Below are 26,311 nucleotides of genomic sequence, written 5' to 3'. Positions count from 1 at the left end.
ACGGCCACCGGATGGGGACGCATGTGATCAGTGAGCCAGGTTGGCGTGGAGTTGTTTGTCTACTGTGTCGGCACGGGTGATGACTGGCGGTGGCTGATCGGTTTGGATAGGTAGCCTGCGGCGAGGGGCGGTGCGGTCGTGCGGTGGTGGCGTTTCGCGTTCCTCGTCGTCGCGGGTCTTGTCGCAGCAGTCGCCGCGGCCGTGGCGGCGGTAGCGGTAAACGTCGCCAGCGTCGGGGGCAGCCGGTGGCTGCCGATGGTGCAGTCGCGGCCGTTGTGGTGGTTGGCCGGGTCCACGGTGGCGGTGGCTGCCTCGGGCCTGTTGGTGTGGTGGGCGCAGCACCGGTACGAGCGCGGGCTGGTGTCGCTGGTGCCGGTGGCGCAGCGTCCGGAGTCGTGGGTAGTGGATCGCCCGGTCGAGGTGGATCAGATCGTTGCCGCCCTGCGACGCGGGGACGGCGGGACCGTGGGGATCACGACGGCGGTCCACGGCGCCGGTGGGTTCGGCAAGACCACGGTGGCGAAGTTGGTTCGGGCGGATCGGCGGGTGTTGCGCCGGTTTCGGGGCCGCGTGTATTGGGTGACGCTGGGTCGCGACGTTCGTAAGGGCGCGCTCGTGACCAGGGTCAACGATCTCGTCCGGCAGGTGAACCCGGGCCGGGCCGAGTCGTTCACCGACCTGCGCCAGGCAGCAGAGCATCTCGCGGCGGTGCTGGCCTTGGGCTCGCGCCGGTTGATCATCCTCGACGATGTGTGGTTCGAGGATCAGCTTGACGCCTTTCCGATGGCCGGGCGCTGCGCCCGCCTGGTGACCACCAGGGTTCCTTCCCTCGTCAGAGCGCAGGGAATACCAGTCAAGGTGGATCAGATGTCGGAAGCGCAGGCTCGGGCGGTCCTGACCGCCGATATGCCACCGCTGCCGTCACCGGTAGAGGCGGGGCTGCTGGTGGAGACCGGGCGGTGGCCGCTGCTGCTCCGGCTGGTAAACAAGATCCTGCTCGACCAGCTGCGGCTGCGTACCACGACCACCGCCGCGGCCGAGGCGTTGCTGACCAGACTTCGTCTCGGCGGCGCCTTCGAGGTTGACGAACTGACCGGGGCGGCCGGCCGTGAGCTGGACGTCGCCGATCCGGGGCAGCGCAAGGAAGCGATCGCCGCGACGATCGAGGCGAGCACCGGGATTCTCACGTCAGCGGAACGCGAGCGCTTCGCCGAGCTAGCGATCTTCGCCGAGGACGAGACGGTGCCCGTATGGCTCGTTCACAAGCTATGGCAGGGCACCGGTGGCTTGGATCCGCTGGCTACCGACGTGCTATGCGTTCGGCTCGCCGATCTGGCGCTACTGACGCTCACCCCAACCGACGACGGCGGCACCATCAGCCTGCACGACGTCCTACGCGAACACCTACAGGGTGAGCTCGGCCAAGCCCGCCTCGCCGCCCTGCACCGCACGTTTTTGGAAGCGGTCGCCACAGGACTACCAGTGGTCGCACCGGCGGAATCGCTCGAGTCCGGATCGCTCGACGCCGGATCGAGGACGATCCACACCTGGTGGGACCTGCCCGACTCCGCGAGATACCTCTCTGATCATTTGATCGAACATCTCCTCGCCGCGGAGCGGAGCGCGGAGGCCGAGGCGATGGCCACAGACCTGCGTTGGGTCGGTCATCGCATCGAGCAGTCCGGGCCGACCGCGCCATACGCCGACCTAACCTTGATCGACACCGCGCGGACCGCGCGGCTGAGGCGGCTGCTCGGCCAAACCGCGCACCTGCTCGAACCCACCGAACCAGCGCACTCGCGCATCGACATCCTGTACAGCCGGATCGGACACGACCCTGAATGGGGCGGCCAGATAAGCGGGCTGCTGCCTGGTCGACCGAGCGGAACCCTCGTTACCCGGACGCCACTTCCCGACCTTGCCGACCCGGCACTGCGACGTACCCTCATCAGCCACGCCGGTCCGATCAAGACGCTCGCGATCGCCCCAGACGGTGCGTGGCTCGCGGTCGCCGCCGGCAACACGGTACGTATCCTCGACGCTGTCACCGGCGAGCACCGCTCCACGCTGACCGGCCACACCGGCCGCATCAACGCGCTGGCGATGTCTCCCGACGGCACCTGGCTCGCCACCGCCGGCGCCGACCAGACCGTCCGGACATGGGACACCAGCACCGGCCGACAGCGAGCATTGGTGGCAAAGCGCACCGCACGAGCAAACGTGCTCGCGATTGCTCCCGACGGCACCTGGCTGGCCACCGCCACCCGTGACCTGCTGTTGGTCCTGGACATTCGCACTGGGCAGCGTCGCTTCTTCATCCCCGGCCATGTGGGGTGGATTTGCGCGGTGGCGATCGCCCCCGACGGCACCTGGCTCGTCACCACCAGCGACGACGGCGCCGTCCGCACCTGGGACGCGGCGACCGGTCGGCGACGCGGCACCTTGGCCGGCCATACCGGGCGGGTGCACTCGGTGGCGATCGCGCCCGACGGCACCTGGCTTGTCACCGCAAGCGACGACCGAACCGTAAGAGTCTGGGACGCTGGCACGGGCAGGCGACGCTTCACGCTCACCGGCTACACCGACAGGGTACGGGCGGTAGCCATCGCCCCGGACGGGACATGGTTGGCCACCGCCAGCGACGACGGCGCTGTGCGGACCTGGGACGCGGCGAAAGCTCAGCAGCGCGCCACCCTGCTCGGCCACACCGCGAGAGTGAATGCGATCGCTATCGCCTCCGACGGCACCTGGCTCGCCACCGCAAGCGACGACGGATCGGTGCGACTGTGGGATACCACCAACACCGCACAACAACCCGTCAAGCTGACCGGGCGAATGCGGCGGGTCAATGCGGTGATCATCGCCCCAGACGGCACTTGGCTCGTCACCGCCTCGACCGACGGCGAAGTCCGAATCCTGGATCATCGCCGCGGCAGTCACCCACGGATCATCGCCACCGGCCACCTCGACTCCGCCCGCACGGTGGCAACCGCCAAGGATGGCACCTGGGTAGTGACCGCCAGCGGCGAGGGATTCGCACGCCTGTGGATCGCCGGCGCACGCCAGCCGCTGACCGCGTACGGCCGCATCGACTGGCATCGTGTCGCAGCAATCTCAGCCGCGGGGAAGTGGGTCGCGATCGCCAACTATGACGGGACGATCCATGTCGTGGACGCCGTCACCGGCCACCGGCTCACGATGTTTTATGGCCCCAGCTCGCCCACTGTGGCCGCCCCTGCCCCCGACGGCACCTGGCTCGCCGTCGCGGACACCGACGGCGCGGTCCGGATCTGGGACATAGCCACCGGCCGGAGGCGTGCCGCCCTGGACCGGGCCACCGGCCGCATACGCCGGCTAGTGGTCGCACCGGACGGGACCTGGCTGGCCACAGCTGGCGAGGACGGTTCCGTACGCACCTGGTCCTCCCGGACCGGCAGGCAACACACGCAGCTGGCAAGCCGCCAACGACACCTGAAGAACGCGATCATCGCACCTGACGGAAGCTGGCTCGCGACCACCAACGGCGACAACGCGGTGCACGTTTGGAGCGCCGCCACGGGCAGCCCACGGGCCGTCCTGACCGGTCACACCGGGTCCGTCAACGCCCTAGCCGCCTCGCCGAACAGCGCCCACCTCGCCACCACCGGCAACGACCGCACAGTGCGAATCTGGGACGCGGCCACCGGCAAAGCCCAAGCAATGATGCGCGTCGAACAACCGGTAACAGCCTGTTCATGGAACCCGCACGGCCAGCACCTCACCGTCGGCGGCGACGGAGGCCTGTACGAACTCACGTTCCGCCCCTAACGGTCCGTGGTCAGCTGGCCAGCCGGGCCGCCTCGCGGTCCCGCCAGGCCGTCGCCATCTTCGTGCGACCGTTGGTGCGCAGCAGCGAGCCCTCGTAGATTCGGGCCCCCACGAACACCATCGCGGCCGCGGTGAGGGCCAGGATCGCGAGGGACAGCAGCGGCTCCCAGCCGGCGGCCTCCCCGGCGAACAGCCGGGCCGGCATCGCCGTCGGCGAGGACACCGGCAGGTACGACAGAAGCTTTATCGCCACCGGGTTGTCCTGGAGGGCGATGACCGCGACGAACGGCAGCATCATCGCCAGCTGGATGGGCATCGACGGGCCGGCGATGTCCTCCTGGCGGTTGACCAGCGCGCCGACGGCCGCCCACAGCGCCGCCAGCATGACGAAGCCGACGATGAAGAACGGGATGAACCACCCGATCGCAGGGCCGAGCAGCGACAGTACGTTGTCCGGCGCTCCGCCCAGCCGGGCGCCGACGATGCCCACCGCCGTGATCAGCGCGATCTGCCCGAACGCGAGCACGGCGCCGCCGATCACCTTGCCGGCCAGCAGCGCGCGCACCGGGATGGTCGCGACGAGGATCTCCACCACGCGGGTCTGCTTCTCCTCGGTGACGCTCTGGGCGATCTGGAGGCCGAACGTCAGCGAGGTGATGAAGAAGACGAACGCGAACGCGTACGGGACGAGGAACGCGAGTGTCTGGTCGACGGCGTTCGGGTCGAGCAACTCGACGGGCGGTTGCGCGCTGAGCGCGTTCACGACGTCGGAGGGCGCGTCGTCCATGGCCAGTACCCGTGGGCCGGCGACCACGGCCGCGTCGACATCGCCGTCGCGGACGAGCCGCTCGGCCGCGGCGTCGTCGGGGACGGTACGGACGTCGAGGCCGGCGTCGGCCAGCGCGGTCGCGGCCGGGCCGGGGGCGGTGGCCACCGACGACGCGCCACCGCCGAGGAACCCGGGCAGCACCGTCGAGGCGACCACGATGAGCAGGAAGATCGCCGTACTCCAGAGGAACGTCTTGTCGCGCAGCTTGACCCGGATCTCCCGGGCGGCGACCAGGCGGACGGTGTCGAACGTGGTCATCGGGCAACCTCCCGGAAGATCTCGGCCAGCGTCGGGGCGACGGGGGTGAACGCGCGCACCGGTCCACGGTTGAGCGCCGCCCGCAACACGGACTGCTCCTCGACCCCGGTGTCTAGGTCGAAGACCGCGCGCGGCCCGTCGAGGTCGATCATGGTCACGCCGGGCTGGTCACGCAGCCACCCGGCGTCGCCGTCGACCCGGATTTCGTACCTGGGCAGGGCGTACGCCGCGCGGAGTTCGTCACGGCGGCCGGCGGTGAGGATGGCGCCGTCGCCGATGATGACCAGGTCGTCGCAGAGGCGCTCGACCACGTCGAGCTGATGGCTGGAGAACAGCACCGGTACGCCGCGTGCGGTCTGCTCGCGCAGCACGGCCACGACGGTGTCCACGGCGATCGGGTCGAGGCCGGAGAACGGCTCGTCGAGGACCAGCAGTTGCGGCTGGTGCACCAGCGCGGCCGCGATCTGGGCACGCTGCTGGTTGCCCAGCGACAGCTTCTCCAGTTGCTCGTCGGCCCGCTCGCCGATCCCCAGCCGGTCGAGCAGGCTGGTGATGTTCCGCGCGACCGCGCCGGCGTCGAGGCCGTGCAGCCGGCCGAAGTAGGTCAGCTGTTCCCGGATCGTCATTTTGGGGTAGAGGCCGCGCTCCTCCGGCATGTAGCCGAAGCGCCGCCGGTCGGCCCGGGTGAGCGGGGCGCCGCCCCAGGTCACCGTGCCGGAGTCGGCGGCGAGCACGCCGAGGATGATCCGCATGGTGGTGGTTTTGCCGGCGCCGTTGGCGCCCACAAAGCCGGTCAGCCGTCCCGGCGCCACGTCGAACGTGACGTCCTTGAGCGCCTGCCGCTCGCCGAAGGCCCGGTTCAGCCCGTCGAGACGCAGCAACTGTGTCATGTCTCGACGCTAGGCAGGCCGGACCGCCGGCGCCTCCGACGTGGGATCGATCGTCGAGGTCCCCCGCGCGACGGACCCGGGTCAGCCGCGCGGCGTAACGACCCCGTGCTCGTACGCGAACACGACGGCCTGGGTGCGGTCGCGCAGGCCCAGCTTGGCGAGGACCCGGCTGACGTGGGTCTTGACCGTGGCCTCGCCAAGCAGGAGCGTCGCGGCGATCTCGGCGTTGGTCGCACCGCCGGCCAGCAGTACCAGCACCTCCTGCTCGCGCGGGGTCAGCTCGGACAGCCGCGCGCCGTCGGTGCGGGTGGGTCCGCCCCGCTTGGTGAACGTCGCGATGACCCGGCGGGTGATCTCGGGGGCCAGCAGCGCGTCGCCGCGAGCGACCACGCGGATGGCGTCGACCAGGGCCTCCGGGGTTCCGTTCTTCAGCAGGAAGCCGCTGGCCCCGGCCTGTAGCGCGGCGAACAGGTAGTCGTCGCGGTCGAACGTGGTGAGGATCAGCACGGAGGAACCGGCGTCGGCGGCCACGATGCGGCGGGTGGCTTCGAGCCCGTCGACGCCCGGCATCTCCACGTCCATCAACACCACGTCGGGGCGGGCGCTGGCGGCGAGGTCGACGGCCTGCGCCCCGTCGGATGCCTCCCCGATCACCTCGATGTCCTCCTCGATCTCGAGGATGACCCGGAACCCCGTCCGCACGAGGTGGTGGTCGTCGGCCACCAGCACCCGGATCACGCCGGCACCGCCTCGGTCTGGGCGAGCGGGAAGCGGGCCCGCACCCGGTAGCCGCCGCCGGAGCGCGAGCGGGCCTCCAGCGTGCCCTCGTGTGCGGCGACCCGCTCCCGCATGCCGATCAGGCCCAGCCCGACCCCAGCATGTGCGCCGGGCGGGGCGCCGTGGCCGTCGTCGGTGACGTCGACCTCCAGCTCCGCGGCGTGGTACCGGACGCGCACGTCGATCACGGACGCGTTCGCGTGCTTGAGCGTGTTCGTGACCGCCTCCTGCACGATGCGGTACGCCGCCTGGGACAGCGACTCAGGAAGCGGCACCGGCTCACCGTACACACCCAGTGTCGCCGTGAGCCCGGCGTCGCGGGCGTTGGCGACCAGCGCGTCGAGGCGGTCCACACCGGACCCGCTGGGCCGTTCCTCCACGTCGCCGGTCGCCCGCAGCAGGTTGAGCATGCGGCGCAGCTCGTCGACAGCGGTGCGGGCGCTCTGCTCGACCGCGGCGAGCGCAGTGCGCGCCTTGGCCGGATCCCGGTCCATCACCCGGCGCGTGGCCGAGGCTTGCACGCCCATCACCGACACGTGGTGGGCGACGACGTCGTGCAGCTCACGGGCGATCCGCACCCGCTCCCCGATCACCGCCTGCTCGCTGACCTCCGCCGCCAACCGCCGCAGCTCCTGCGCCTGCACCTCCAGCTGATGCCGGCGGCGGGCCGAGATCCACGCGGTCTCGCCGAAAAGGTAGGCGAACCCGAAGAACAGCGCGTTGAGCAGCACCCCGTTGGCGATGGTCGCGAGCAGCGGCTCCACCGGACCGGCGGCGTTGGAGAAGGCGCCCTCGGGCACGTCGGACGCGGAGATGCCGATCGCGATGGCCAGCCAGGCGAACATCGCGACGATGATGGCGATCCGCACCCACCGGGCCCACCGCCGGTCACGGCCCCACGCGCCGAGCGTGTAGATCGAGACATAGAGGGCACCGTTGGACACCTGCTGCTCCGGCGAGTGACGAACTTGTGCCACGATGAAGGCGGCCGAGATCACGATCGCCACGGCGGCCGGCCACCGGCGGCGCACCGCCAGCGGCAGTGTGACCGCGAGCGTCCACAAGACCTGCTCCAGCCGGCTCGGCGGGGCGCCCAGGACGAAATAGCCGGCGCTCGTCGTCAATACCAAATTGAGCTGCGCGACCGCCGCGACCGCCACCCCGACGAAGACGTCGTTGCGTCGCTGTTCCCCCGTCGGCCCGGGCCGACGCCATGCCGTCGGTTCGACGCTCATGCCCGCGACGATGACACATGCGCCGGCCAAGCCGCGAACCGACGCCGCGTCATCCACTCAGGCCCTGGTGTACCCAGGTGAGCATCGTGCTGATGTCCCAGACCGGGAGGCCGGTCGCGGAGCGGATCGACGCGGCGTACGGCGGTAGGTTGGCGCACTCGAGGAGGAAGGCGCGGATGCCGGGGTCTCGGGCGACGGCCTCGGTGGCGGCCGCGACGACTTCGGGGGCGGCGCGGGTCGGGTCGAGGCGGCCCTGGCCGAGCACGACGGTCGGGTAGAAGTGTGCGGTCTCCTCAAGGCCGATCAGCTCGATCCGGGGCCGCTCCCCGCGGTGACGCCGGCGGCTTCGAGGTGGGCGTCGCTCAGGCTCGCGGCGTTCGCGGTGACCACGCCGAGCCGGGCGTCGCTGGGGAGCATCCGGAGCAGCAGCGGCGCCTGAAGAAGGGCGGAGGTGGCGACGGTGGCGCCGGTCGCATCGGCGATCTGCCGCTGGTAGATGCTGAGGAAGCCGCACGAGGTGGAGAGCGCCCGCGCGCCTTGGCCGACGAGCGTACGGCCGGCCGCGACGAAGATGTCGAGCAGCCCGGACGCGCCACGCTCGACGACGTGCGGAGCGTACGCCCCGGTCGCTCTGTGGTAGCGCACCGGGAAGGCGAACGTGTCGGGGTTTCCGACGTCGCCGACCGGCCGGTACAGGTCGCTGTCGAGCAGGATCACACCGATGTCAGACATCTGGCCTCCTTCAGTGGTCGAGGATCGAGTGCAGGAATTCCCTGGTGCGGGGCGAGCTGGGCGCGGTGAAGAGCTGCGCCGGCAGGCCGTCCTCGACGACCTCGCCGCGGTCGAACATCACGATGCGGTCCGAGATCTCGCGGGCGAAGCGCATCTCGTGCGTGACGATCAGCGTGGTGATGTCGGTGGTACGGGTCAGCTTGCGCACCACCTCCAGAACCTCGCCGATCAGCTCCGGATCGAGCGCCGACGTGATCTCGTCGAGTAGAAGCAGCCTCGGGCGGAGCGCGAGTGCGCGAGCGATGGCGACGCGCTGCTGCTGCCCGCCGGAGAGCTGCCCGGGATACGCGTGCGACTTGTCGCGCAAGCCGACGTCGGCCAGATGTTCCATGGCCAGTTCCTCGGCCTCGTCGCGGCGGAGGCCGAGCACGGTCCGCGGCGCGAGCGTGAGGTTGGCCAGGACGGTCATGTGCGGAAACAGGTTGTACTGCTGGAACACCATGCCGATCTGGCGGCTGCGGCGACCGGCGTTGGCTTTGGAGATGGGCAGGCCACGGGCCGGGTCGTCGTACACGACGCTCTCACCGAACACGCGGATGTCGCCAGATGTGGGGCGCTCGAGGGCCATCGCGAGCCGCAGCACGGTCGTCTTGCCGGATCCGCTCGGCCCGATGAGCGTGACCGTCTGTCCAGCTTGGACTTTCAGGGTGAAGCCGTCGAGCACCTGGGCCTGGCCGTACCGCTTGGTCACCGCGTCGAACTCGACGGCCGGTGGCCGCCCCGATTCAGAATCCGCCACGGGTCATCCTCTTCTCCAGTCGTCGGACGAGCCAGACCGAGGGCAGGTTGAGCAGCAGGTAGAGCACCCCGGCCAGGGTGAACGGTTCCAGGTAGCGAAACGACTCGTAGCCGGCCACCTGCGCGTTGGTCAGCAGTACGGGCACGCCGATGGTGAACAGCAGCGCGGTCTGCTTGTACAGGATGACGACGTAGTTGCCCAGCGCGCCGACGTTGGCCCGTACCACGGTCGGCAGGATGACCCGCGTCCAGGTGACGAATGTGGACAGACCCAGGGCCGCCGACGCGTCCCACACTGTCGGCGGCACGCTGGCCAGGCCGCCGCGGTACACCTCGGAGCAATAGGCGGCGTATACCGCGCCGAGCACGACGACGCCGGTGACGAACGCGGATGGGCGCAGGCCGAGGCCGGGCAGGCCGTAGAAGCAGAAGAAGAGCAACACCAGGATGGGTACCCCGCGGGTCAGCTCCACCAGCAGCCACAGTGGAGCGCGCACCACCGCCGGAGACAGCCACCGCGTCACGGCCACGGCGAGGCCGCCGAGCAGCGCGATCGTGGCACTGACCAGCGTCACCAGGAACGTCTGCGCCACGCCGTCGAGCAGCGTCGGCACGATCTGCCACGCGTACCGCCAGTCCCAGCTCATCGCGCACCCCGCAACACGCGCACGTGGCGGCGGGCCCGGCTGACCGGCAGCGTGTACTCCACGGCCCGGAACAGCAGCGCCGTAACGACACAGAGGATCACGTAGCAGCCAGCGAGTCCGATGTAGACGATGACGGTCTCGTTGGTGTCGACCCGGATCGCGTTGCCGACGTAGAAGACGTCCTGCACCGAGACGAAGCTGACCACCGACGTCCACTTGACCATGTCGACGGCGATGCTGCCGAAGGCCGGCACGATCTGCCCGAGCGCCTGTGGGAGTACGACGCGAAGCAGCCGGACCCCGGGGCGCAGGCCGAGCGCCTGGCAGGCGTCGAGCTGGCCGGCGGGCACCGAGAGGATGCCGTTGCGCACGATCTCGGCGCCGTACGCCCCACCGTTCAGGCCAAGCACGAGTACGGCGGCGACGGTGGGGGTCAGGCTGGGTGCGCCCGGGATCGACGGCAGCGCGTAGTAGACCCAGAAGAGCTGTACCAGCACCGAGGTGCCGCGGAGGAACTCCACCGCGGCACCGGCGCTCGCGCGGGAGCGCGTCCCCGGCTGGCGCGCAGTGCGCCGAGCACGACGGCGACCGCGGCGGCCAGCAGGATGCTCGCCGCCGCGATGCCGCAGGTGGTCAGCAGGCCGCTGGCCAGGCGGGGCAGGTAGGGCTCGATCTCGGACACGGCGCCGCTACTTGCATTCCGCGGCGATGTCCGCCCGGGTGGCGGTGGTGAGCAGGTCGGCGTTGGTGAAGCCGGCCTTCGTGTACAGGTCCTGAAGGCTGCCGTCCTGGCGCAGCTCGGTGAGTACCCGGTCGAACTCGTCCCGGACGTCCCGGTCGGACATGCGGAAGCCGATCCCGACGCCGGAAAGCTTGGAGGCCAGGTCGACCACGATCTCGATCGCGGCGCCGGTGCCGTCCTTTTGCGCCTGGAGCGTGAACTGCCCGGCCGCGAAGGCGTCCGCCCGCCCGCCGGTGACCGCGGCGATACCGGTCTGCGCGTCGGGTACCGCGAGCATCTGGTCGGCCTTGACGCCCTGGGCGCGGGCGAAGGCCTGCTGGCTCGACCCGCTGAGCACGGCCAGCTTCACCGCCGCGTCAGCGGCGACGTCCTTGTACGCGGTCAGCTTCTTCGGGTTGTCGGCCGGCACGGCGAGCGCCTCATGCTGGACCGTGACCGGCTGGGAGAACAGGATGGTGCGGCACCGCGCCTCGGTGATGTTCAGCGCGCCCGGCAGCAGGTCGTACTGGCCCGCCTGGAGCGCGGGAATCATCGCGTCGTACGTCGTGGAGGTGGCCCGGATCTCGGGCACGCCCAGCTTGCCCAGCACCAGTCGAGTCACGTCGACCATGTAGCCCGACGCCTCCCCGCTCGGCGAGATGGCCGTGTAGGGCGGGGTCTGCGCCAGCGGCACCCGGGCGTAGCCCGCGCCGCGCATGGTTTCCAGCAGCCCGCCCTCACCCGCCGAGCCGCCACAGCCGGTCGCCAGCAGTGCCACGGCGGCGAGCACCGCGGCCGCGTTCCGTCGCGTCATGATGTCCTCTCCTCCTGTATGTCGGCGAGCCGCCGGCGTAGCTCGGCCCGCTGGGTCTTGTTGGTGGTAGACGTAGGCAGCGCCGTCACGAACTCCACGCGGCGCGGGTAGGCGAAGGGCGCGTACTTCTCCCGCACGTGCGCCTGGAGCGCCGCGACGAGCGGCTGGTCGGGTACGACACCGTCGGCCGGGACGACGAAGGCGCAGACCACCTGTCCACGCTCGACGTCCGGCACACCGACCACCGCCGACGCGCTCACCGCCGGGTGCGCGTCAAGCACGTTCTCCACGTCGTACGGGCCGATGCGGTAGCCGGCGGAGATGATGACGTCGTCGGCGCGGCCGAGGTACCAGTAGTAGCCGTCCTCGTCGACGCGGGCCAGGTCGCCGGTGTGCCACCACTGCCCGCCGAACGTCGCGGCGCTTGCCTCCGGCCGCCCCCAGTAGCCCAGCGGGTACTGCGGGTTGGACCGGGCCCGCAGGCACACCTCGCCGGTGGTGCCGGGCGGCACCGGAGCGCCGTCGTGGCCGAGCACGGCGACCTGCCAGCCGGGGGTGGGTGTGCCCATGGAGCCCGGCTTCACCGGCTGTCCCGGCCGGTTGGAGACCATCGGGTACGACTCGGTGCAGCCGTAGTAGTCCAGCAGCGTGACGCCGAACTGGTCGCGGAACCACTCCAGCAGGTCGGCCGGGAGCGGTTCGCTGGAGCTGCACGCGATCCGCGGCCGCAACGGGATCCGCGCGCCGGCGTCTGGGGCCGCCTGCCGCAGCCGCCGCAGCACACTCGGGTTGAGCAGGAGGTTGGTGACGCCGTGGTCGGCCATCGCGGCAAACAGCGCGACCGGGTCGAATCGAGGCCCCTGCTGGTACGCGAACTGCACGGCGCCCGCCCGCCACGGGCCGAGCAGCTTCATCATCGACCAGGCCCAGTCACCGGCGCCGTGGAACACCTCGCCGGGGCGGAGGTCGTGGCAGACGTCGAACTCGTTGTGGCCCAGGAGCCTGCGGTGCGCGTGCACGATGCCCTTCGCCGGCCCGGTCGTACCAGAGGTGTAGGAGATCTGGGCCGGCTCGTCCGCGCCGGTGTCGACCGCCTCGGCGTCCTCGGTCAAGCCGTCGAGGAGGGTCGGGGACAGGACGACGACAGCGGTGCCGGTACCGGCCGCCGCGACCGCCGCGCGTACCACCGGTTCGCGGTCCCGGTCGGTGAACACCACCGTCGGGGCGCAGTCGCGCAGCCTGTACGCGATCGCGTCCCGCTGCCACAGCGCCGACATGACCACGATGACCGCCCCGATCCGCAGCGCGCCCAGCGCCGCCGCCGCGGTCTCCGGCAGCGCCGGCAGCACCAGCGCGACCCGCTCGCCGCGGCCCGTGCCGACTTCGCGCAGCAGGGCGCCGAACCGGCCGGTCAGCGCGGTCAGCTCGGCCCAGGTGACGGTCCGCCGAGCCCCCTGGTGGTCGGCCCACAGCATCGCGACCGCGTGCGGGTCGCGGTCCGCCAGCACGTCGACCGCCATGTTGTACCGCTCCGGCACGATCATGAGCTGCGCCCCAGGAAGGCGCGCATCCCGTGCTGCGGCCCGCCACCGGCGAACGCCGCGCCGTGCTCGGCCCGGGCCGCCTCGAACGCCCGCCGGTACCCCGGCTCGGTCAGCTGGCGCAGCCAGGACTTGGTCCGGGCGACCGCGTCGCGCGGCTGTTCGGAGAGCTCGCGGGCCACGCGCAGCGCGGTAGGCATGAGGTCGCCGGCCGCGACGAGGTGGTGGACAAGGCCGGCGTCGCGCGCCTCGGCCGCGTCCATCAACCGTCCACTGAGTACCAGCTCGCTGGTGCGGGACAGGCCCAGGTGCTCGCGGATGACCCAGGTGCCGGTGATGGAAGGGATGCCGTGCCGGACCTCCGGCTGTCCCATGAGGACACCGGCGTGCGCCACGCGTACGTCGGTCAGCAGCGCGACCTGGAAGCCGGACCCGGCCGCCACGCCGTTCAGCGCGGCCACGGTCGGCTTGGAGATGGACCGAACCGCGTCGTAGAGGGACTCGCAGTTGTCCAGCCAGTCCCGGGCCACGGCCGGGTCCGCCGGGTCGAACGCGGCGGTCTCGGCCAGATCCTGCCCGGCGCACCAGCCGTCGCCGGCCCCGGTCAGCACGACGGCCCGGACCCCGTCGTCGGCCTCCAGCGCGCGCAGCAGCCGGGTGAGGGCGGCGCGGTCGGCCTGCGTCCAGGCGTTCAGCTTCGCCGGGCGGTTGAGCGTGACGACCGCGACCTCCCCGTCACGGCTGGTCAGCAAGTAAGGATCCGGGTCGTCCGGCTGGATACCGATCATGGCGACCTTCCTGGCAGATGCGGTCTGGTTGCCGACCAGTAAGACCAATCAGGTATCGGCGTGTCCAAGACCAATCCCGATACGTCGATACCAGGTTGGTATCGTCGGGCCGTGGAGATCCGCCACCTGCGGTACTTCCTCGCCGTCGCCGACGAGCTCCACTTCGGACGCGCCGCCGAGCGGCTCCGCATGACCCAGCCGCCGCTGTCCCGCCGGATCGCCGACCTCGAGCAGGAGCTCGGGCTGAAGCTGTTCGAGCGCGGCTCCCGCGGCGTCACGCTCACCGAGCACGGCCGGCGGCTCCAGCAGCCGGCCCGCCGGGCAGTCGCCGCATTCGACGCCGCGGCGGCCGCGATGAGCCGGCCCAGCCGGGCGGCCGCGCACGAGCTACGGATCGCGTTCCCGGCCGACACCTCCGCCGCTGTACTCACCGCGGTCGCCGGCGGCCTACGCCGCACCGGCCTGGAGGTGGAGCTGGTGGAGGCGACCACGGCGGAGCAGGTGCAACTGCTGCGCGAGGGAGCCATCGACCTCGGCGTACTGCGCCACCCGTTTCCGCCACAGGGGCTCTGCCCGTCGCGGCAGCTGCGCCAGCCGCTCGGGGTCATCATGCCGGCCGACCATCCCCTGGCCGCACGGTCCCGGCTCCGCCTGCCGGACCTGCGCGGCCAGACCCTGGTGATGTTTCACCGCGCGATGGCCCCCGGGCTCTACGACCAGACCCTCACGATCTGCCGCCGGCACGGCTACCGGCCGCAGCGAATCCACCACGCGTCCCGGATCGTCGACGGCCTGCTGGTGGTCGACGCCGCGGTGAGCTTCAACGTCGAGGCGTCGGCGCTGCGCTGGCCGGGCGTGGTGTGGCGGCCCCTGGCGCAGGAAGACCTGGAGTGGCGGACCTCGGTGGTACGCCGCCGCGGCGAGGTCCACGACAGCCTCCGCGGCGCCACCCGCCTGATGCTGAACGCGCTACGCGCCCACGACGGCTGGCAACCCGATGCCGCTCCGTAGCCGGCGGCCCGTCGTAGCGTCGATCAAGGCAATCGTGGTCGGCCGACCACGGCCCTGGGGTGAGCTTGCCCAACCGCGAAGGGTGAGGCCGCGGGAGCGACGGTCCGGACCACCACGGACATCGCGGTAGCCCAATCTCTTTGATTTGGACCTTGTATCCGTTACAAGACGCGGAGGCCACCCCAAGTCCAAAGGTCTCTAGTCGATGGGCACGGTGACTACGGTGACGCCGGGTAGCGCGCGGAACGGGTCGAGTTGGGCGGCGGTGGCGCCTTCGTCAGTGACGAGCGTCCAGCTGCGGGCCAGGGGCGTCCACGCGTTGAACGGGCTCCGGCCGAGCTTGCTGCTGTCGGCGAGCACGTATACGTCGCGTGCCCGTTCGAGCATCTGCTCTTTGATCGTGGTCTGTGCCAGCTCCGCCTCGCAGATGCCGTGCTGGGCATGGAGTCCGTCGGCGCCCAGGAACGCCCGGTCGGCGGTGAGCCGCCTGAGGCCCAGCTCGGTGAGCGGGCCGACCAGCCCCTGGCTGATCCGGCGCAGGTGGCCGCCGAGGACGAGTACGTCCGCCTCGCCGTCGGCGATCTCGGCGAGCGCGGTGAGCCCATTGGTGACGAGGGTGATGGTGGGCCGTTCGCGCAGGTGCCGGGCGAGCCGGCCGACCGTGGTGCCGGCGTCCAGCAGCACGGTCTCGCCGTCCAGCACCTGCGCGGCGGCCCAGCGGCCGATCGCGTCCTTCTGCGCGGTGGCGAGGCTGGACCGGTGGCGTATGGTCGGCTCGGCGTGCGCGGTGATGACCGCGCCGCCGTACGTGCGGGTGATCCGCTTGTCCGCGGTGAGCTCGGCGAGGTCGCGGCGGATGGTGGACGCGGTCACCGCCAGCGCGGTCGCGAGGCCTTCCACGCTGACCTCGCCGTTGTCGCGTAACAGGTCCTCGATCGCCCTGCGTCGCTCGTTGCCGGTCATCGCTCCGCCTCCCCTGCCGTGTGGCCGCCGGGCCGTCAGCGCGACCGGCGGGCCAGCGCGCTCGCCTGGCGCAACGCCTCGATCATGCTGCCCTCGTCGGCCCTGCCCGTACCCGCGATGTCGAACGCGGTGCCATGGTCCACAGAGGTGCGGATGACCGGCAGGCCGACCGTGATGTTAACGCCGGCTTCGAGCCCCAGAATCTTGACCGGCCCGTGCCCCTGGTCGTGGTACATCGCCACCACGAGATCGAAGTCACCGCGCCCGGCGCGGAAGAACACGGTGTCCGCCGGGAGTGGCCCCTGCGCGTCGATGCCCTCCGCGCGCGCCAGCTCGATTCCGGGTACGACCTTCTCCTCCTCCTCGCCGTACCCGAAAAGGCCGTTCTCGCCGGCGTGCGGGTTGATGCCGCAGACGGCGATGACCGGCGCGGTGATGCCGGCGTCCAGCAGGGTCTGGTAGCCGCGGCGGATCGTGCGGTACACCAGCGGCCCGTCGATCCGGCGTACCGCGTCGAGGAGCCCGACGTGGGTGGTGACGTGGATGACCCGGACCTTCTCGGTGGTCAGCATCATCGACACCTCGTCCACACCGGACAGTTCGGCGAGCAGCTCGGTGTGCCCGGGGTACTTGTGCCCGGCCGCGTGCAGCGCCTCCTTGTTGAGCGGCGCGGTGCAGATCGCCTGCACCTCCCCGGCCATCGCCAGCTCGACCGCCCGCCGCACGTACTGGTACGCCCCTTCGCCCGCTGCCGCGGAGAGCTGCCCGAACGGCAGGTCGGCGGGGAGCACGCCGAGGTCGACCACGTCGATCGCGCCGGCCTCGTACGCCGCCTGGGCCGGTCCCGCCACGGTACGCACGTCCGCGCTGACGCCGCAGAGGTCGGCGGCGGCCTTGAGCCGGGCCGCGTCGCCGATGACCAGCGGGCGGCAGAGTTCGCGCACCACCGGCGTACGCAGCGCCTTGACGATCACCTCGGGGCCGATGCCGGCGCCGTCGCCCATGGTTACGGCGATGATCGGAAGGGTCATGGGGTTGGCTCCTTCAGAGTGTCCCGGGGTACGGGTGAGGGGGTTCGACGGAGGGCGGCGACCGCCCGGCCGAGGGTGTGCGGGTCGCCGAACGACCCGGCCTTGGTGACGACGAGCCGCCCGGTCGCCGGGTCGGCGGAGACGACTACGCCCGGCTCCGGCTCGGCGAGCAGCCACAGGCTCGCCACGTCGGCGCCGGTGAGCACGCCGCGGGCGGTACTGCCGCCGGTGAGCAGGAGCAGGCGGGCACGGGTGGCGGCGGGCGCGGTCACCGCGGCGAGTGCGGCGGCGACCCGTCCGGTCGCGGCCGGGTCCACACCGCCGTCGACGCGGACGACGGTGTCCGCGACCGCCGCGGTGCGGCTTATCCGTGCGGCCAGGTCGCCGTGGCCGGCGACGAGATCCTCCGCCGGTATCGAGAGCAGCTGGGCGCCGCGCGCGGCCAACTCCTCGGCCTGGGCGAGCGCCACCGGGGTCGCGCTGCCGACGACCGCGAGGTACGGCCGGTCCACCGCGTCCCGGTAGGTGCCGATCAGCTCGGCGAGGGCGTCGGCCGCCCCGGACGGCTCGGCTGGGGCTAGCGCGGCGGCCAGGGCGCTGGTGAGGCCCGCGCTCCCGGCCCAGCAGATCGGGCGCCGGGACGCGAGACCGGCGTACACGATCGCGGCGAGGTCGGCGTCGGTGGTCGCGTCGCAGAGCACGATCGGGGTCGTCGCGGCGTCGATCGCCGCGGTGAGCCGCCCGCCGCGTACACAGTGGAGGCCGATCTGGGTGACCCTGAGCGGGGCGAGCTGGGTGGCGATGTCCGGCGCGGGCGGCCGGGGCTCGGCGGCCCAGGCGGCGGTGCGGTGCAGGGGTGTGCCGTCCACGTGCTGCACACCGTCCACTGTGGTGCGACTGGCGGCGGGCAGGGCCGGCGCCAGGACGATCAGCGTGCCGGGCAGGGCGTCCAGCAGCCCAAGCAGCTCGGCCGCGAGCGGGCCGCGCAGCAGCGAGTCGACCTTCTTGACCACGTGCCCCGCGCTGACCCGCCGTGCGGTGTCCCGGACCAGCCGGCGTGCGGCGTCCGGCGGCAGCTGCCGGCTGTCCGTGTCGACGACGAGCGCGCCCGCCAGGTCGCCGTCCAGGTCCGCGGACCTGGAATCGATGAGCAGGCGCGTGGGCATCCCGGCCCGGGCGAACCGGACGCCGGCGTCGGCGCCGCCGGTGAGGTCGTCGGCGATCACCAGTAGCTGGCGTGCTGGCATATCCACCCCCGGCCGATCGGTCCTCCCGTGTAGGGCGAACCCTAGGCGGCGTTGCGCGAAACGCGCAAGGTCCAATCGTTACTTGCGCGAAACACGTAGAGAGAGGAGGGTTGGGTCGGACCGAGCAGAAGGAGACGACCGCCATGACCGCCGCATCCGCCCAGCTCAATGCCGATGATTCCGCGCGCAGGCCGGCTCAGCTCGTGCTCGGCACGATGACCTTCGGTGCGCAAGTCGATCAGAGCACGGCGGCCGAAATGATCGCGCTGGCCGCCGACGCGGGCCTCACGATGGTCGACACCGCGAACGTGTACGCGGACGGTGCCAGCGAGGAGATCGTCGGCCGGCTGCTCGCCGCGCACCCTGGACGGTTCACCCTCGCGACGAAGGTCGGCATGCCCAGCCGGGACACGCCCGCCGGTGCCGCGCCGCTGTCCGCCGCCGCCGTGCGCGCCTGCGTCGAGGCGAGCCTGCGGCGGCTCGGGACCGACCGGATCGACCTGCTCTACCTGCACCAGCCGGACCGCGCGACGCCGGTGGAGCAGACCCTGTCCGCGGTCGCCGCACTCGTCGCCGAGGGCAAGGTCGGCGAGCTCGGCGTCTCCAACTACGCCGCCTGGCAGATCGCCGACCTGCACCGGGTCGCGGCGGCGGGCGGGCTACCCGCGCCCACGGTCAGCCAGCCGCTCTACAACCTCGTCTCCCGCCGGATCGAGGAGGAGTACCTGGAGTTTTCCCGGGCGTACGGGCTCACCAACGTGGTGTACAACCCGCTCGCGGGCGGGCTGCTCACCGGCAAGCACGACTTCGCCCGCCCGGCCGAGGACGGTCGCTTCGGCACCGGCTCGGCGATGGGCGGCATGTACCGCGATCGGTACTGGTCGCCGCGGCTCTTCGCCGCCGTCGAGGAGCTCGCCGCCGCGGCCAGCGCGCACGGGCTGAGCCTGGTCGAGCTGGCCATGCGCTGGCTGGTCGGCCGCGACGGCGTGGGTGGCGTGATCCTCGGCTCGTCGCGCACCGAGCACCTACGCGCCAACCTCGCCGCCGCGGCCGGTGGCCCGCTGCCGGACGAGCTTTCGCAAGCCTGCGACCGGGTGTGGCAGGACCTGCGCGGTCCGGTGCCCAGCTACAACCGGTGAGCCCCGATGGCGTTAGAGCGTGATGGCGCCGAACGCGCGGGTCTGCGCGACGATCGCCCGCTCGACCGGAAGCCGCTCCATGGAGGACGCGCCGTAGAAGCCGTGCACGCCCTTGGTCTGGCGGAGCAGCTGGGCGACGTCCTCGGGCTCGGCGAGCGGGCCGCCGTGCGCCAGCACGATGACGTCCTCGCGGACCGCGCGGGCGGCGGCCGCCCACTCGGTGGCGAGCGCCGCGCACTCGTCGATGCTCCGGGCGGTGTCCGCGCCGATCGCCCCGCCGGTGGTCACGCCGAAATGGCAGACGATCACGTCGGCGCCCGCTTCGGTCATCGCCCTGGCGTCGTCGGCGGAGAAGACGTACGGGCTGGTGAAGAGGTCCAGCTCGTGCGCTGTCGCGATCATCTCCACCTCCTGGGCGTAGCGGGTGCCGGTCTCCTCGAGGTTGATCCGGAACGTCCCGTCGATCAGGCCGATCGTGGGGAAGTTCTGCACGCCGGAGAAGCCCAGCCGGGCAAGCTCGGCGAGGAAGACCCGCGGGGTGTAGAAGGGGTCGGTGCCGTTGACGCCGGCCAGCACCGGCGTGTGGCGGACCACCGGCAGCACCTCGGCGGCCATCTCCACGACGAGGTCGTTGGCGTTGCCGTTGGCGAGCAGGCCGGCGAGCGAGCCGCGGCCCGCCATCCGGTAGCGGCCGGAGTTGTAGATGACGATGAGGTCGACGCCGCCGGCCTCCTCGCACTTGGCGGACAGGCCGGTGCCGGCACCGGCGCCGATGACCGGCTGGCGTTGGCGCACCTTCTCCTGAAGCCGGTCGAGGATGTCGGAACGGGGAACGCGTGGCATGCCGCCTTCTCTCAGGTTTCTCTAGGCCGCGGCCGGCACGAGGGAGTGCAGCTTCTGCACCATCGCGTCGGCGAACGGCGGGTCGTTCACGGCGAGGTCGAGCTCGACCAGCTCGACCGCGGGGTTGGTGAGGCCGTCCCGGATGGCGGCGAAGAGCCGCCGGTCGGCCTCGGGGTCGTGGAAGGGCTTGCCCTCCGCGTCGATCGCCGACACCCCGCGCAGCGGGAGGAAGACGGCGGTCGGTCCGGTGGCGGCGTTGACCTTCGCGGCCAGCCGCGCGCCAAGCTCGGCGCACTCGTCCGGCGTGGTGCGCATGAGCGTCGTGGTGGCGTTGTGCACGTACAGGTTGCGGCCGGCGAACCGCTCCGGCACGGTGTCCATCGGCCCGAAGTTGACCATGTCGAGCGCGCCGACCGAGACCACCTGCGGGACGCCCCGCGCGCCGGCGGCGGTAAGCCGCTCGTCGCCCGCGTCGAAGATGCCGCCGACGAGGTTGTCGGCCAGCTCGGTGGTGGTCACGTCCAGCACGCCGGCGAGGAAGCCCTGTGCGGCGAGCGACTCCAGGGTGCGCCCACCCGCGCCGGTCATGTGAAACACCAGCACCTCGTACCCGCGCCGCTCAAGCTCCTCTTTGGCCCGGGTGACGCAGGGCGTGGTGACGCCGAACATGCTCGCGGCCACCAGCGGGCGGCCGTCCGAGTCGGGCACGGCCTCGGCGCCGAGCATGCCGGCGAGGGCTCCCGCCGCGTTGGCGAGGATCCGCATGGAGATGCGGTTGAGCCCGGCGATGTCGACCACGCTCGGCATGAGGATCAGGTCGGTCTCGCCGATGTACATCGCGGTGTTGCCGGACGCCGCGGTGGAGACGATCAGCTTCGGCACGCCGAGCGGCAGGCCACGGAACGCCTCGGCGGCAAGCGACGTGCCGCCGGTGCCGCCGAGCGCCAGGGCGCCGTCCAGCCGTCCCTCAGCGTGCAGGCGGCGGACCACCTCGGCGGCGCCGCGTGCCATCGCGCCGACCGCGGCCCCTCGGTCCGCGGCCCGCACCAGCTCGGCGAGGTCGGCGCCACTCGCGGCGGCCACCACCTCCCGTGGCACGTCTGGGGTGAACGCGGGAGTGCCGAGCACTCCGGTGTCGACGGTGATGACCGACATACCAGCTTTGAGCAACCGGTCACGCACGAAGGCGTACTCGGTGCCCTTGGTGTCCAGGGTGCCGACAAGGACGGCTGTGCGCACTGGCGGACTCCTTCACGTGCTCGGCCACCGTGGGCGGTGGACCTCACCGGGCACTCATGATCCCGCTACCAGTATTCGAATCACGAGGGCCAATCGGAGCGCAATGGCTGCCTGGATCGGAACAAACCACCTGGTCCGCCTCCTAGAGGGGTGGGGCGTCGGGGAGGGCGCGCTGCCCGTGCGGCTCGCCGGCACCCTGCGAAACCTGATCCGCTCGGGCGCGCTGCCCGCGGGTGCCCGCCTGCCGTCCGAACGGGCGCTCGCCGCCGCGCTCTACGTCGGGCGGAACACGGTCAGCGCGGCGTTCGACACGCTGCGCGGGGAAGCGGTCTTCACCAGCCGGCGCGGCGACGGCACGTACGTCTCCGCTGCCCGCCGCTTCGCCCTGGCCCGCGGCGACGACCGGCTGCACTCGTTCCTGAGCGGGCCGTACCCGGCGGACACCGCGATCGACCTCCAGAGCGCCGCCGTGCCGGGTCTGGACATGGTCGCCGAGGAGGCGGACCGGATCCGCGGCGACGGCATCCGGCCGCTGCTGGACAGCCACGGGTACCTGCCCGCGGGCCTGGACGCGCTCCGCGCCGAGGTCGCGGCCATGTACTCCCGGCTCGGCCTGCCCACGACCGAGGAGCAGATCCTCATCACCTCCGGCGCGCAGCAGGCGTTGCGGCTGGCGGTCGCCTCGATCCTGGACCCGGGCGCGACGGTGCTCATCGAGGAGCCCTCGTTCCGCGGGGCGATCGAGGTGCTGCGCGGCGCCGGCGCCCACCTGATCCCGGTGCCGAGCGGCTCCGACGGCGTGGACGTGCCGGCGCTGAACCGGGCGCTACAGGCGCACCGCCCGGCGCTCGTCATCCTTCAGTCCACTGTGCACAATCCGACCGGCTCGGTGCTGGAGGACGACGCGCGCAAGGCGATCGCCACGCTCGCCGAGACGTACGGGGTGCCGGTCATCGACGACATCTCGCCCGCCGACACGCTCGTCGACCGGGCGCAGCCGGTGCCGATGGCGGCGTACGGCTCGCCGGTCATCACGATCGGCTCGGCGAGCAAGGCGTTCTGGGGCGGTCTGCGGGTCGGTTGGCTCCGCGCCGACCCGGACACCGTGCAGACGCTCGCCTCGCTCAAGGGCGGCGAGGACCTGGGCACGTCGCTGCTCGCCCAGAGCGTCGTCGCCGGGCTGCTGCCCCGCATCGAGGAGGCCCGCGCCGCCCGCGCCGCCTGGCTCAAACCGGCCCGGAACACGCTGCTCACCGCGCTTTCCGAGCTGCTGCCCGACTGGGAGGTCCAGGTGCCGGCCGGTGGCGCGTCGGTGTGGATCCGGCTCCCCGGGGACAGTGCGCAGTCGTTCGCGCAGCGGGCCGAGCGAGCCGGTGTACGGCTGCTGCCCGGCCCCACGTTCAGCTGCGTGGACGGGCTCGACGACCACCTGCGGATCGGCTTCGCCAGACCGCTGGAGGAAGTCCTCGCCGGGGTACGCCGCCTCGCCCGCGTCTGGTGCTGAAGCGCGCTGAGAGCCACTGGCAATTCAATGGCCCTCGCCCGCCGGGCCGCGCGCGGCGAAACATGTGTGTCCCGAGCTGGTAACGAACAGGACGGAATCCGATGACCCACCCAGCAGTAGTCAGGCCCGAGGGGCACCAGGTCGAGGAGCACCCGTGGGGCCATCTCGAGTGGATCGTCTCCGGGAAGATCGGCAACTCGACGGAGCTCACCGTCGGCAAGTGCTTCATCAGCCCCGGCGAGCAGAACCCGCCGCACCACCACCCGAACTGTGACGAGGTCCTGCACGTCCTACAGGGCACGATCTCGCACCGGCTCGGCGACGAGTACATCGAAATGGGCGCGGGTGACACCATCTCCATCCCGACCGGTGTCCTGCACAACGCCCGCAACATCGGCACCGACGAGGCGATCTTCCTCATCTGCTTCTCCTCGGCCGACCGGCAGGCGGTCGGCGAAGGACTTCACTGAGATGGCCCGCCAGCCGGACGGAATCGCCATCGTCGGCTGCGGCCGGGTGTCCGCCATGCACTTCAAGGGGGCAGCCGCCCACCCGGACGGGGTACGCGTGGTCGCCGCCTGTGACCCGGTCGCCGAGCGGCGCGAGTGGGCCCGCGCGACGTACGGGGTGGAGCGGGTGGTCGCGTCGCTGGACGAGCTGCTCGACGTCGCCGGCTGGCACACCGCGATCGTCTGCACCCCCACCCACGTACGCACCGAGGCCGTCCGCGCGCTCGCCGAAGCGGGCCGGGACATCCTCGTGGAGAAGCCGCTGGCCGACGAGTACGAGCCGGCTGCCGCCCTGGTGGACATCGCCGAGGCGGCCGGCGTGCGGCTGGCGGTCAACCAGAACTTTCGCCACTTCTACCCCTTCGGTGCCGCCCGCGACATGATCGCCGGCGGTGGGCTCGGCAACGTGCTCGGCGTCGCGCACCTCGACCTGGCGTACCGGCAGGAGGAGGGCTGGCGCAACGAGGCCACCCGCCACGCGCTGTCGGTGATGGGCGTGCACTGGCTCGACGGCTTCCGCCACATGCTCGGGCGGGAGGCGGACACCGTCACCGGGCGCGTGCTCTCGTCGCCGGCGCTCGACGCGGTCGGTGACACCGACGCCCACGTCCAGATCGCGTTCGGCGCCACCACGGTTTCGTACGTCCAGAGCTTCTCCAGCCGGGTCAAGCTCACCGAGACCGTGGTGATCGGCGAGCGGGGCACGCTGGCCCTCGGGTACGCCGGTGCCACCCTCACCACCGCGGAGGGCGAGACCGCGCTCCCCCACCCGTACGCGGGCGACAAGCCCGCCGCCGCGTACCAGAGCCTGCGCGACCTGCTCGACGCGGCCGCGCTGGGGCGCGAGGCGCCCAACAGCGGACGGGACAACCTGCACACCATCGCCCTGCTGGACGCCGCGTACCGGTCCGCCGGTGCCGGCCGGCCGGTCGAGCCACACCAGCCCAAGGAGGCGGTCGCGCCATGAGGATCGCGCTGTCCAAGCCCACGTACAACGACGAAGACCGGCGGGAGCTCTTCGCCCGGTTCCGCGCCGCCGGCCACGAGGGCCTCCAGCTCAAGGCGCGGCAATACGAGGAGTACCTGGAGCGGCCGGCCGCCTTCGTCGCGGAGTTCGGCGACGACACCGGCCTCACCTCCGCCCTCATCTCGAACGACAGCCTGGACGAGGCCGGCGTCGAGCGGCTGCGCGCGCTGGTGCGGTTCGCCGCGGCGGTGCGCTCCGAGCGGATCGTGTACTGCAACAAGCGCAGCCGCGAGAACGTCACCGACGCCGACATCGCCGAGTCCGCGCGGATCCTGTCCCGGGTCGGCAAGGAGGCCGCGGACCAGGGCGTGGCCATTTCGCTGCACCACCACTACGACCAGCCGGTCATGCACCGGCCCGACTTCGACGTCTTCTTCGACGCCGTGGTCGACGGGGCCGTCGGGCTGACCGTCGACACCGGACACCTGCTCAAGTGCGGCATCACCGACATCCCCCGGCTGATCGCCGACTTCGGCAGCGTCATCGACAACTACCACATCAAGGACTTCGACGGGGAACGCTGGCGGCTGCTCGGCGAGGGCACCCTCGACTTCGCGCCGATCCTCGAGGCGATCCGCCGCACCGGCTACACCGGCTGGCTCTGCGCCGACGAGGAGAGCAAGGCCGACCTTGTGCCGGCCATCGAGGTCTCCGCCGCCTGGCTGCGCGCCGCGGTCTCTCCGCAACCCACCACCGAAGGTCGAGGATAGTGATGAACAGGAACATATCCCGCAGATCGCTGCTGCGGGCGGTCGGCGGCGGCGCCGCACTCGCCGGGACTGCCGCTTTCGCCGCCGCGTGTGGCGGGGGCGAGTCCGCCACCAGCGCCGACCCCAAGGTCGTGCGGTGGTGGGACTACACCACCGACCAGGCACCGGTCGACAACATGCTCAAGAAGTTCATGGCCGAAAACCCGGACATCAAGGTCGAGCGCCGCTCCATCCCGTACGACGACACCAAGCGGATCCTGCTTCAGTCCGCCGGCCAGGGCAGCCTGCCGGACATCGTGGTCGTCAACAACCCGGACCACCAGCAGTTCGCCGAGCTGGGCATCGCCGAGGACATCACCGACCGGCTGAAGACATGGCGCCAGACCGACCTGTACGTCCAGGCCGCGGTGCAGTCGGCCACCTGGAACGGGCGCAACTACGGCCTGCCGCAGCAGGTCAACTGCCTGGCCCTCTGGTACAACACCGAGGCGCTGGAGCAGGCGAAGCTGGAGGTGCCGACCGACTGGGCGAGCCTGCGCGCGGCGGCCAAGGCGCTCACCAAGTCGCCCCGCTACGGGATGGCGTACTCGGCGCCCAACAACCAGTCCGCCGTGTACCAGTGGCTGCCCACGCTGTGGCAGGCCGGCGGTGACCTGACCGACCTGGGCGGCCCGGCGGCCAACAAGGCACTCCAGTTCTGGACCGACCTGATGAAGGACGGCTCCGTCTCCCGCGAGGCGCTCAACTGGTCGCAGCCGGACATCGGCACCGAGTTCGGCCAGCAGCGCGCGGCCATGATGATCAACGGTCCGTTCATGGTGCCGACGCTCAAGAAGGACGCGCCCGACCTCAAGTGGGGCGTCGCCCAGCTGCCCAAGGACGTCGCGGCGGCCAGCTGCCTCGGCGGCGAGAACTACATGATCATCAAGGGCGGCAACGTCGACGGCGCCTGGAAGCTCCTCGAATGGACGCAGAAGCCGGAAAACCTCGTCGAGTACCTGAAGGCGACCGGTGGCCTGCCCAGCCGCTCCGACATCGCCGGCGACGCCGCCTGGGCGGACGAGGTCTCGCAGGTCTTCGTCGAGCAGCTCAAGGTAGCCCGGCCGCGCGCCTACGGCACCAAGTACCCCGAGATCGCCACGGCTGTCACCACCGCGATCCAGTCCGCGTTGAGCGGCACGGCGCCGGTGGACAAGGCGTTGAGCACCGCCGCGACCGCCGTGAAGCCACTGCTACCGAAGTGATTGAGAG

26 protein-coding genes are annotated in these 26,311 nt (G+C 71.6%); 8 read left to right on the top strand and 18 right to left on the bottom strand.

Annotated features, from left to right (window positions below):
* The first annotated feature begins 138 nt into the window (after positions 1-138).
* Positions 139-3,807: an NB-ARC domain-containing protein gene (locus Pflav_RS08070; protein WP_173034989.1), complete on the top strand. Its 3,669-nt coding sequence runs from the start codon at positions 139-141 to the stop codon at positions 3,805-3,807.
* 10 nt (positions 3,808-3,817) lie between these two features.
* Here the strand turns inward: Pflav_RS08070 and Pflav_RS08065 are convergent, their stop codons facing one another.
* From Pflav_RS08065 to Pflav_RS08010, 13 genes are all read right to left on the bottom strand, one after another.
* Complete coding sequence (locus Pflav_RS08065; RefSeq protein ID WP_173034986.1) at positions 3,818-4,894, bottom strand: ABC transporter permease; 1,077 nt, start codon at positions 4,892-4,894, stop codon at positions 3,818-3,820.
* Positions 4,891-5,784, bottom strand: a complete 894-nt coding sequence (locus tag Pflav_RS08060; RefSeq protein WP_173034984.1) for an ABC transporter ATP-binding protein — start codon at positions 5,782-5,784, stop codon at positions 4,891-4,893. Before Pflav_RS08060 ends, Pflav_RS08065 begins: the two co-directional genes overlap by 4 nt.
* 81 nt (positions 5,785-5,865) lie before the next feature.
* The gene (locus Pflav_RS08055) at positions 5,866-6,522 is read right to left on the bottom strand and encodes a response regulator (RefSeq protein ID WP_173034982.1); all 657 of its coding nucleotides are present in this window, start codon (positions 6,520-6,522) and stop codon (positions 5,866-5,868) included.
* On the bottom strand, positions 6,519-7,796 hold the full coding sequence (locus Pflav_RS08050) for a sensor histidine kinase (RefSeq protein ID WP_173034980.1): 1,278 nt from the start codon (positions 7,794-7,796) through the stop codon (positions 6,519-6,521). The genes Pflav_RS08055 and Pflav_RS08050 overlap by 4 nt, the downstream gene beginning before the upstream one ends.
* A 49-nt stretch (positions 7,797-7,845) precedes the next feature.
* Positions 7,846-8,061 carry a hypothetical protein gene (locus Pflav_RS08045; RefSeq protein ID WP_173034978.1) on the bottom strand — a complete coding sequence of 72 codons (216 nt, stop codon included), beginning with the start codon at positions 8,059-8,061 and terminating at the stop codon, positions 7,846-7,848.
* Positions 8,062-8,099: 38 nt separating this feature from the next.
* The gene (locus Pflav_RS08040) at positions 8,100-8,528 is read right to left on the bottom strand and encodes an aspartate/glutamate racemase family protein (RefSeq protein ID WP_173034976.1); all 429 of its coding nucleotides are present in this window, start codon (positions 8,526-8,528) and stop codon (positions 8,100-8,102) included.
* A gap of 10 nt (positions 8,529-8,538) precedes the next feature.
* Complete coding sequence (locus Pflav_RS08035; protein WP_173034974.1) at positions 8,539-9,327, bottom strand: amino acid ABC transporter ATP-binding protein; 789 nt, start codon at positions 9,325-9,327, stop codon at positions 8,539-8,541.
* The gene (locus Pflav_RS08030) at positions 9,314-9,973 is read right to left on the bottom strand and encodes an amino acid ABC transporter permease (RefSeq protein WP_173034972.1); all 660 of its coding nucleotides are present in this window, start codon (positions 9,971-9,973) and stop codon (positions 9,314-9,316) included. Before Pflav_RS08030 ends, Pflav_RS08035 begins: the two co-directional genes overlap by 14 nt.
* Positions 9,970-10,494 (bottom strand): amino acid ABC transporter permease, encoded by a 525-nt coding sequence (locus tag Pflav_RS08025; RefSeq protein WP_232071075.1) that lies wholly within the window; start codon positions 10,492-10,494, stop codon positions 9,970-9,972. The genes Pflav_RS08030 and Pflav_RS08025 overlap by 4 nt, the downstream gene beginning before the upstream one ends.
* Positions 10,407-10,655 carry a hypothetical protein gene (locus tag Pflav_RS45095; protein WP_232071073.1) on the bottom strand — a complete coding sequence of 83 codons (249 nt, stop codon included), beginning with the start codon at positions 10,653-10,655 and terminating at the stop codon, positions 10,407-10,409. Before Pflav_RS45095 ends, Pflav_RS08025 begins: the two co-directional genes overlap by 88 nt.
* Before the next feature lie 7 nt (positions 10,656-10,662).
* Positions 10,663-11,508: an ectoine/hydroxyectoine ABC transporter substrate-binding protein EhuB gene (gene ehuB / locus Pflav_RS08020; protein WP_173034970.1), complete on the bottom strand. Its 846-nt coding sequence runs from the start codon at positions 11,506-11,508 to the stop codon at positions 10,663-10,665.
* Positions 11,505-13,052, bottom strand: coding sequence for an acyl-CoA synthetase (locus Pflav_RS08015; RefSeq protein ID WP_173034968.1), 1,548 nt, complete (start codon positions 13,050-13,052; stop codon positions 11,505-11,507). Before Pflav_RS08015 ends, ehuB begins: the two co-directional genes overlap by 4 nt.
* Positions 13,049-13,837 (bottom strand): enoyl-CoA hydratase/isomerase family protein, encoded by a 789-nt coding sequence (locus Pflav_RS08010; protein WP_173034966.1) that lies wholly within the window; start codon positions 13,835-13,837, stop codon positions 13,049-13,051. Before Pflav_RS08010 ends, Pflav_RS08015 begins: the two co-directional genes overlap by 4 nt.
* A 111-nt stretch (positions 13,838-13,948) precedes the next feature.
* On the opposite strand from Pflav_RS08010, the gene Pflav_RS08005 reads away from it, so the two are divergent.
* On the top strand, positions 13,949-14,848 hold the full coding sequence (locus Pflav_RS08005) for a LysR family transcriptional regulator (protein ID WP_173034964.1): 900 nt from the start codon (positions 13,949-13,951) through the stop codon (positions 14,846-14,848).
* Between the two features lie 198 nt (positions 14,849-15,046).
* Here the strand turns inward: Pflav_RS08005 and Pflav_RS08000 are convergent, their stop codons facing one another.
* The 3 genes from Pflav_RS08000 to Pflav_RS07990 are packed head-to-tail and all read right to left on the bottom strand — an operon-like array spanning position 15,047 to position 18,089.
* A complete protein-coding gene (locus tag Pflav_RS08000) occupies positions 15,047-15,811 on the bottom strand; it encodes a DeoR/GlpR family DNA-binding transcription regulator (RefSeq protein ID WP_173034962.1) in 765 nt (254 codons plus the stop codon).
* A gap of 35 nt (positions 15,812-15,846) precedes the next feature.
* Complete coding sequence (gene pdxA, locus Pflav_RS07995; protein ID WP_173034960.1) at positions 15,847-16,842, bottom strand: 4-hydroxythreonine-4-phosphate dehydrogenase PdxA; 996 nt, start codon at positions 16,840-16,842, stop codon at positions 15,847-15,849.
* Positions 16,839-18,089, bottom strand: coding sequence for a four-carbon acid sugar kinase family protein (locus Pflav_RS07990; RefSeq protein WP_173034958.1), 1,251 nt, complete (start codon positions 18,087-18,089; stop codon positions 16,839-16,841). Before Pflav_RS07990 ends, pdxA begins: the two co-directional genes overlap by 4 nt.
* 143 nt (positions 18,090-18,232) lie before the next feature.
* Here Pflav_RS07990 and Pflav_RS07985 point away from each other — a divergent pair, with 143 nt between their 5' ends.
* Positions 18,233-19,228, top strand: a complete 996-nt coding sequence (locus tag Pflav_RS07985; protein WP_173034956.1) for an aldo/keto reductase — start codon at positions 18,233-18,235, stop codon at positions 19,226-19,228.
* A 12-nt stretch (positions 19,229-19,240) separates the two neighbouring features.
* Here the strand turns inward: Pflav_RS07985 and Pflav_RS07980 are convergent, their stop codons facing one another.
* Both Pflav_RS07980 and Pflav_RS07975 read right to left on the bottom strand, forming a co-directional pair.
* Positions 19,241-20,071 carry a phosphoenolpyruvate hydrolase family protein gene (locus tag Pflav_RS07980; RefSeq protein WP_173034954.1) on the bottom strand — a complete coding sequence of 277 codons (831 nt, stop codon included), beginning with the start codon at positions 20,069-20,071 and terminating at the stop codon, positions 19,241-19,243.
* A gap of 21 nt (positions 20,072-20,092) precedes the next feature.
* Positions 20,093-21,310, bottom strand: coding sequence for a Tm-1-like ATP-binding domain-containing protein (locus Pflav_RS07975; RefSeq protein ID WP_173034952.1), 1,218 nt, complete (start codon positions 21,308-21,310; stop codon positions 20,093-20,095).
* 103 nt (positions 21,311-21,413) lie between these two features.
* Here Pflav_RS07975 and Pflav_RS07970 point away from each other — a divergent pair, with 103 nt between their 5' ends.
* The 5 genes from Pflav_RS07970 (at position 21,414) to Pflav_RS07950 (ending at position 26,304) form a co-directional block, all read left to right on the top strand.
* Entirely contained in the window at positions 21,414-22,814 is a 1,401-nt protein-coding gene (locus tag Pflav_RS07970; protein ID WP_173034950.1) for an aminotransferase-like domain-containing protein, read from the top strand.
* 101 nt (positions 22,815-22,915) lie between these two features.
* The gene (locus Pflav_RS07965) at positions 22,916-23,284 is read left to right on the top strand and encodes a cupin domain-containing protein (protein ID WP_173034948.1); all 369 of its coding nucleotides are present in this window, start codon (positions 22,916-22,918) and stop codon (positions 23,282-23,284) included.
* A 1-nt stretch (position 23,285) separates the two neighbouring features.
* Positions 23,286-24,290, top strand: a complete 1,005-nt coding sequence (locus Pflav_RS07960; protein WP_173034946.1) for a Gfo/Idh/MocA family protein — start codon at positions 23,286-23,288, stop codon at positions 24,288-24,290.
* Entirely contained in the window at positions 24,287-25,060 is a 774-nt protein-coding gene (locus tag Pflav_RS07955) for a sugar phosphate isomerase/epimerase family protein (protein ID WP_173034944.1), read from the top strand. The genes Pflav_RS07960 and Pflav_RS07955 overlap by 4 nt, the downstream gene beginning before the upstream one ends.
* A 2-nt stretch (positions 25,061-25,062) precedes the next feature.
* Complete coding sequence (locus Pflav_RS07950; protein WP_173034942.1) at positions 25,063-26,304, top strand: ABC transporter substrate-binding protein; 1,242 nt, start codon at positions 25,063-25,065, stop codon at positions 26,302-26,304.
* The last annotated feature ends 7 nt before the right edge of the window (positions 26,305-26,311 follow it).

Source organism: Phytohabitans flavus (genome assembly GCF_011764545.1).
Classification (GTDB): domain Bacteria; phylum Actinomycetota; class Actinomycetes; order Mycobacteriales; family Micromonosporaceae; genus Phytohabitans; species Phytohabitans flavus.
The sequence above is the reverse complement of the archived record's forward strand: the minus strand, read 5'-3'. Positions and strand labels throughout refer to the sequence as shown.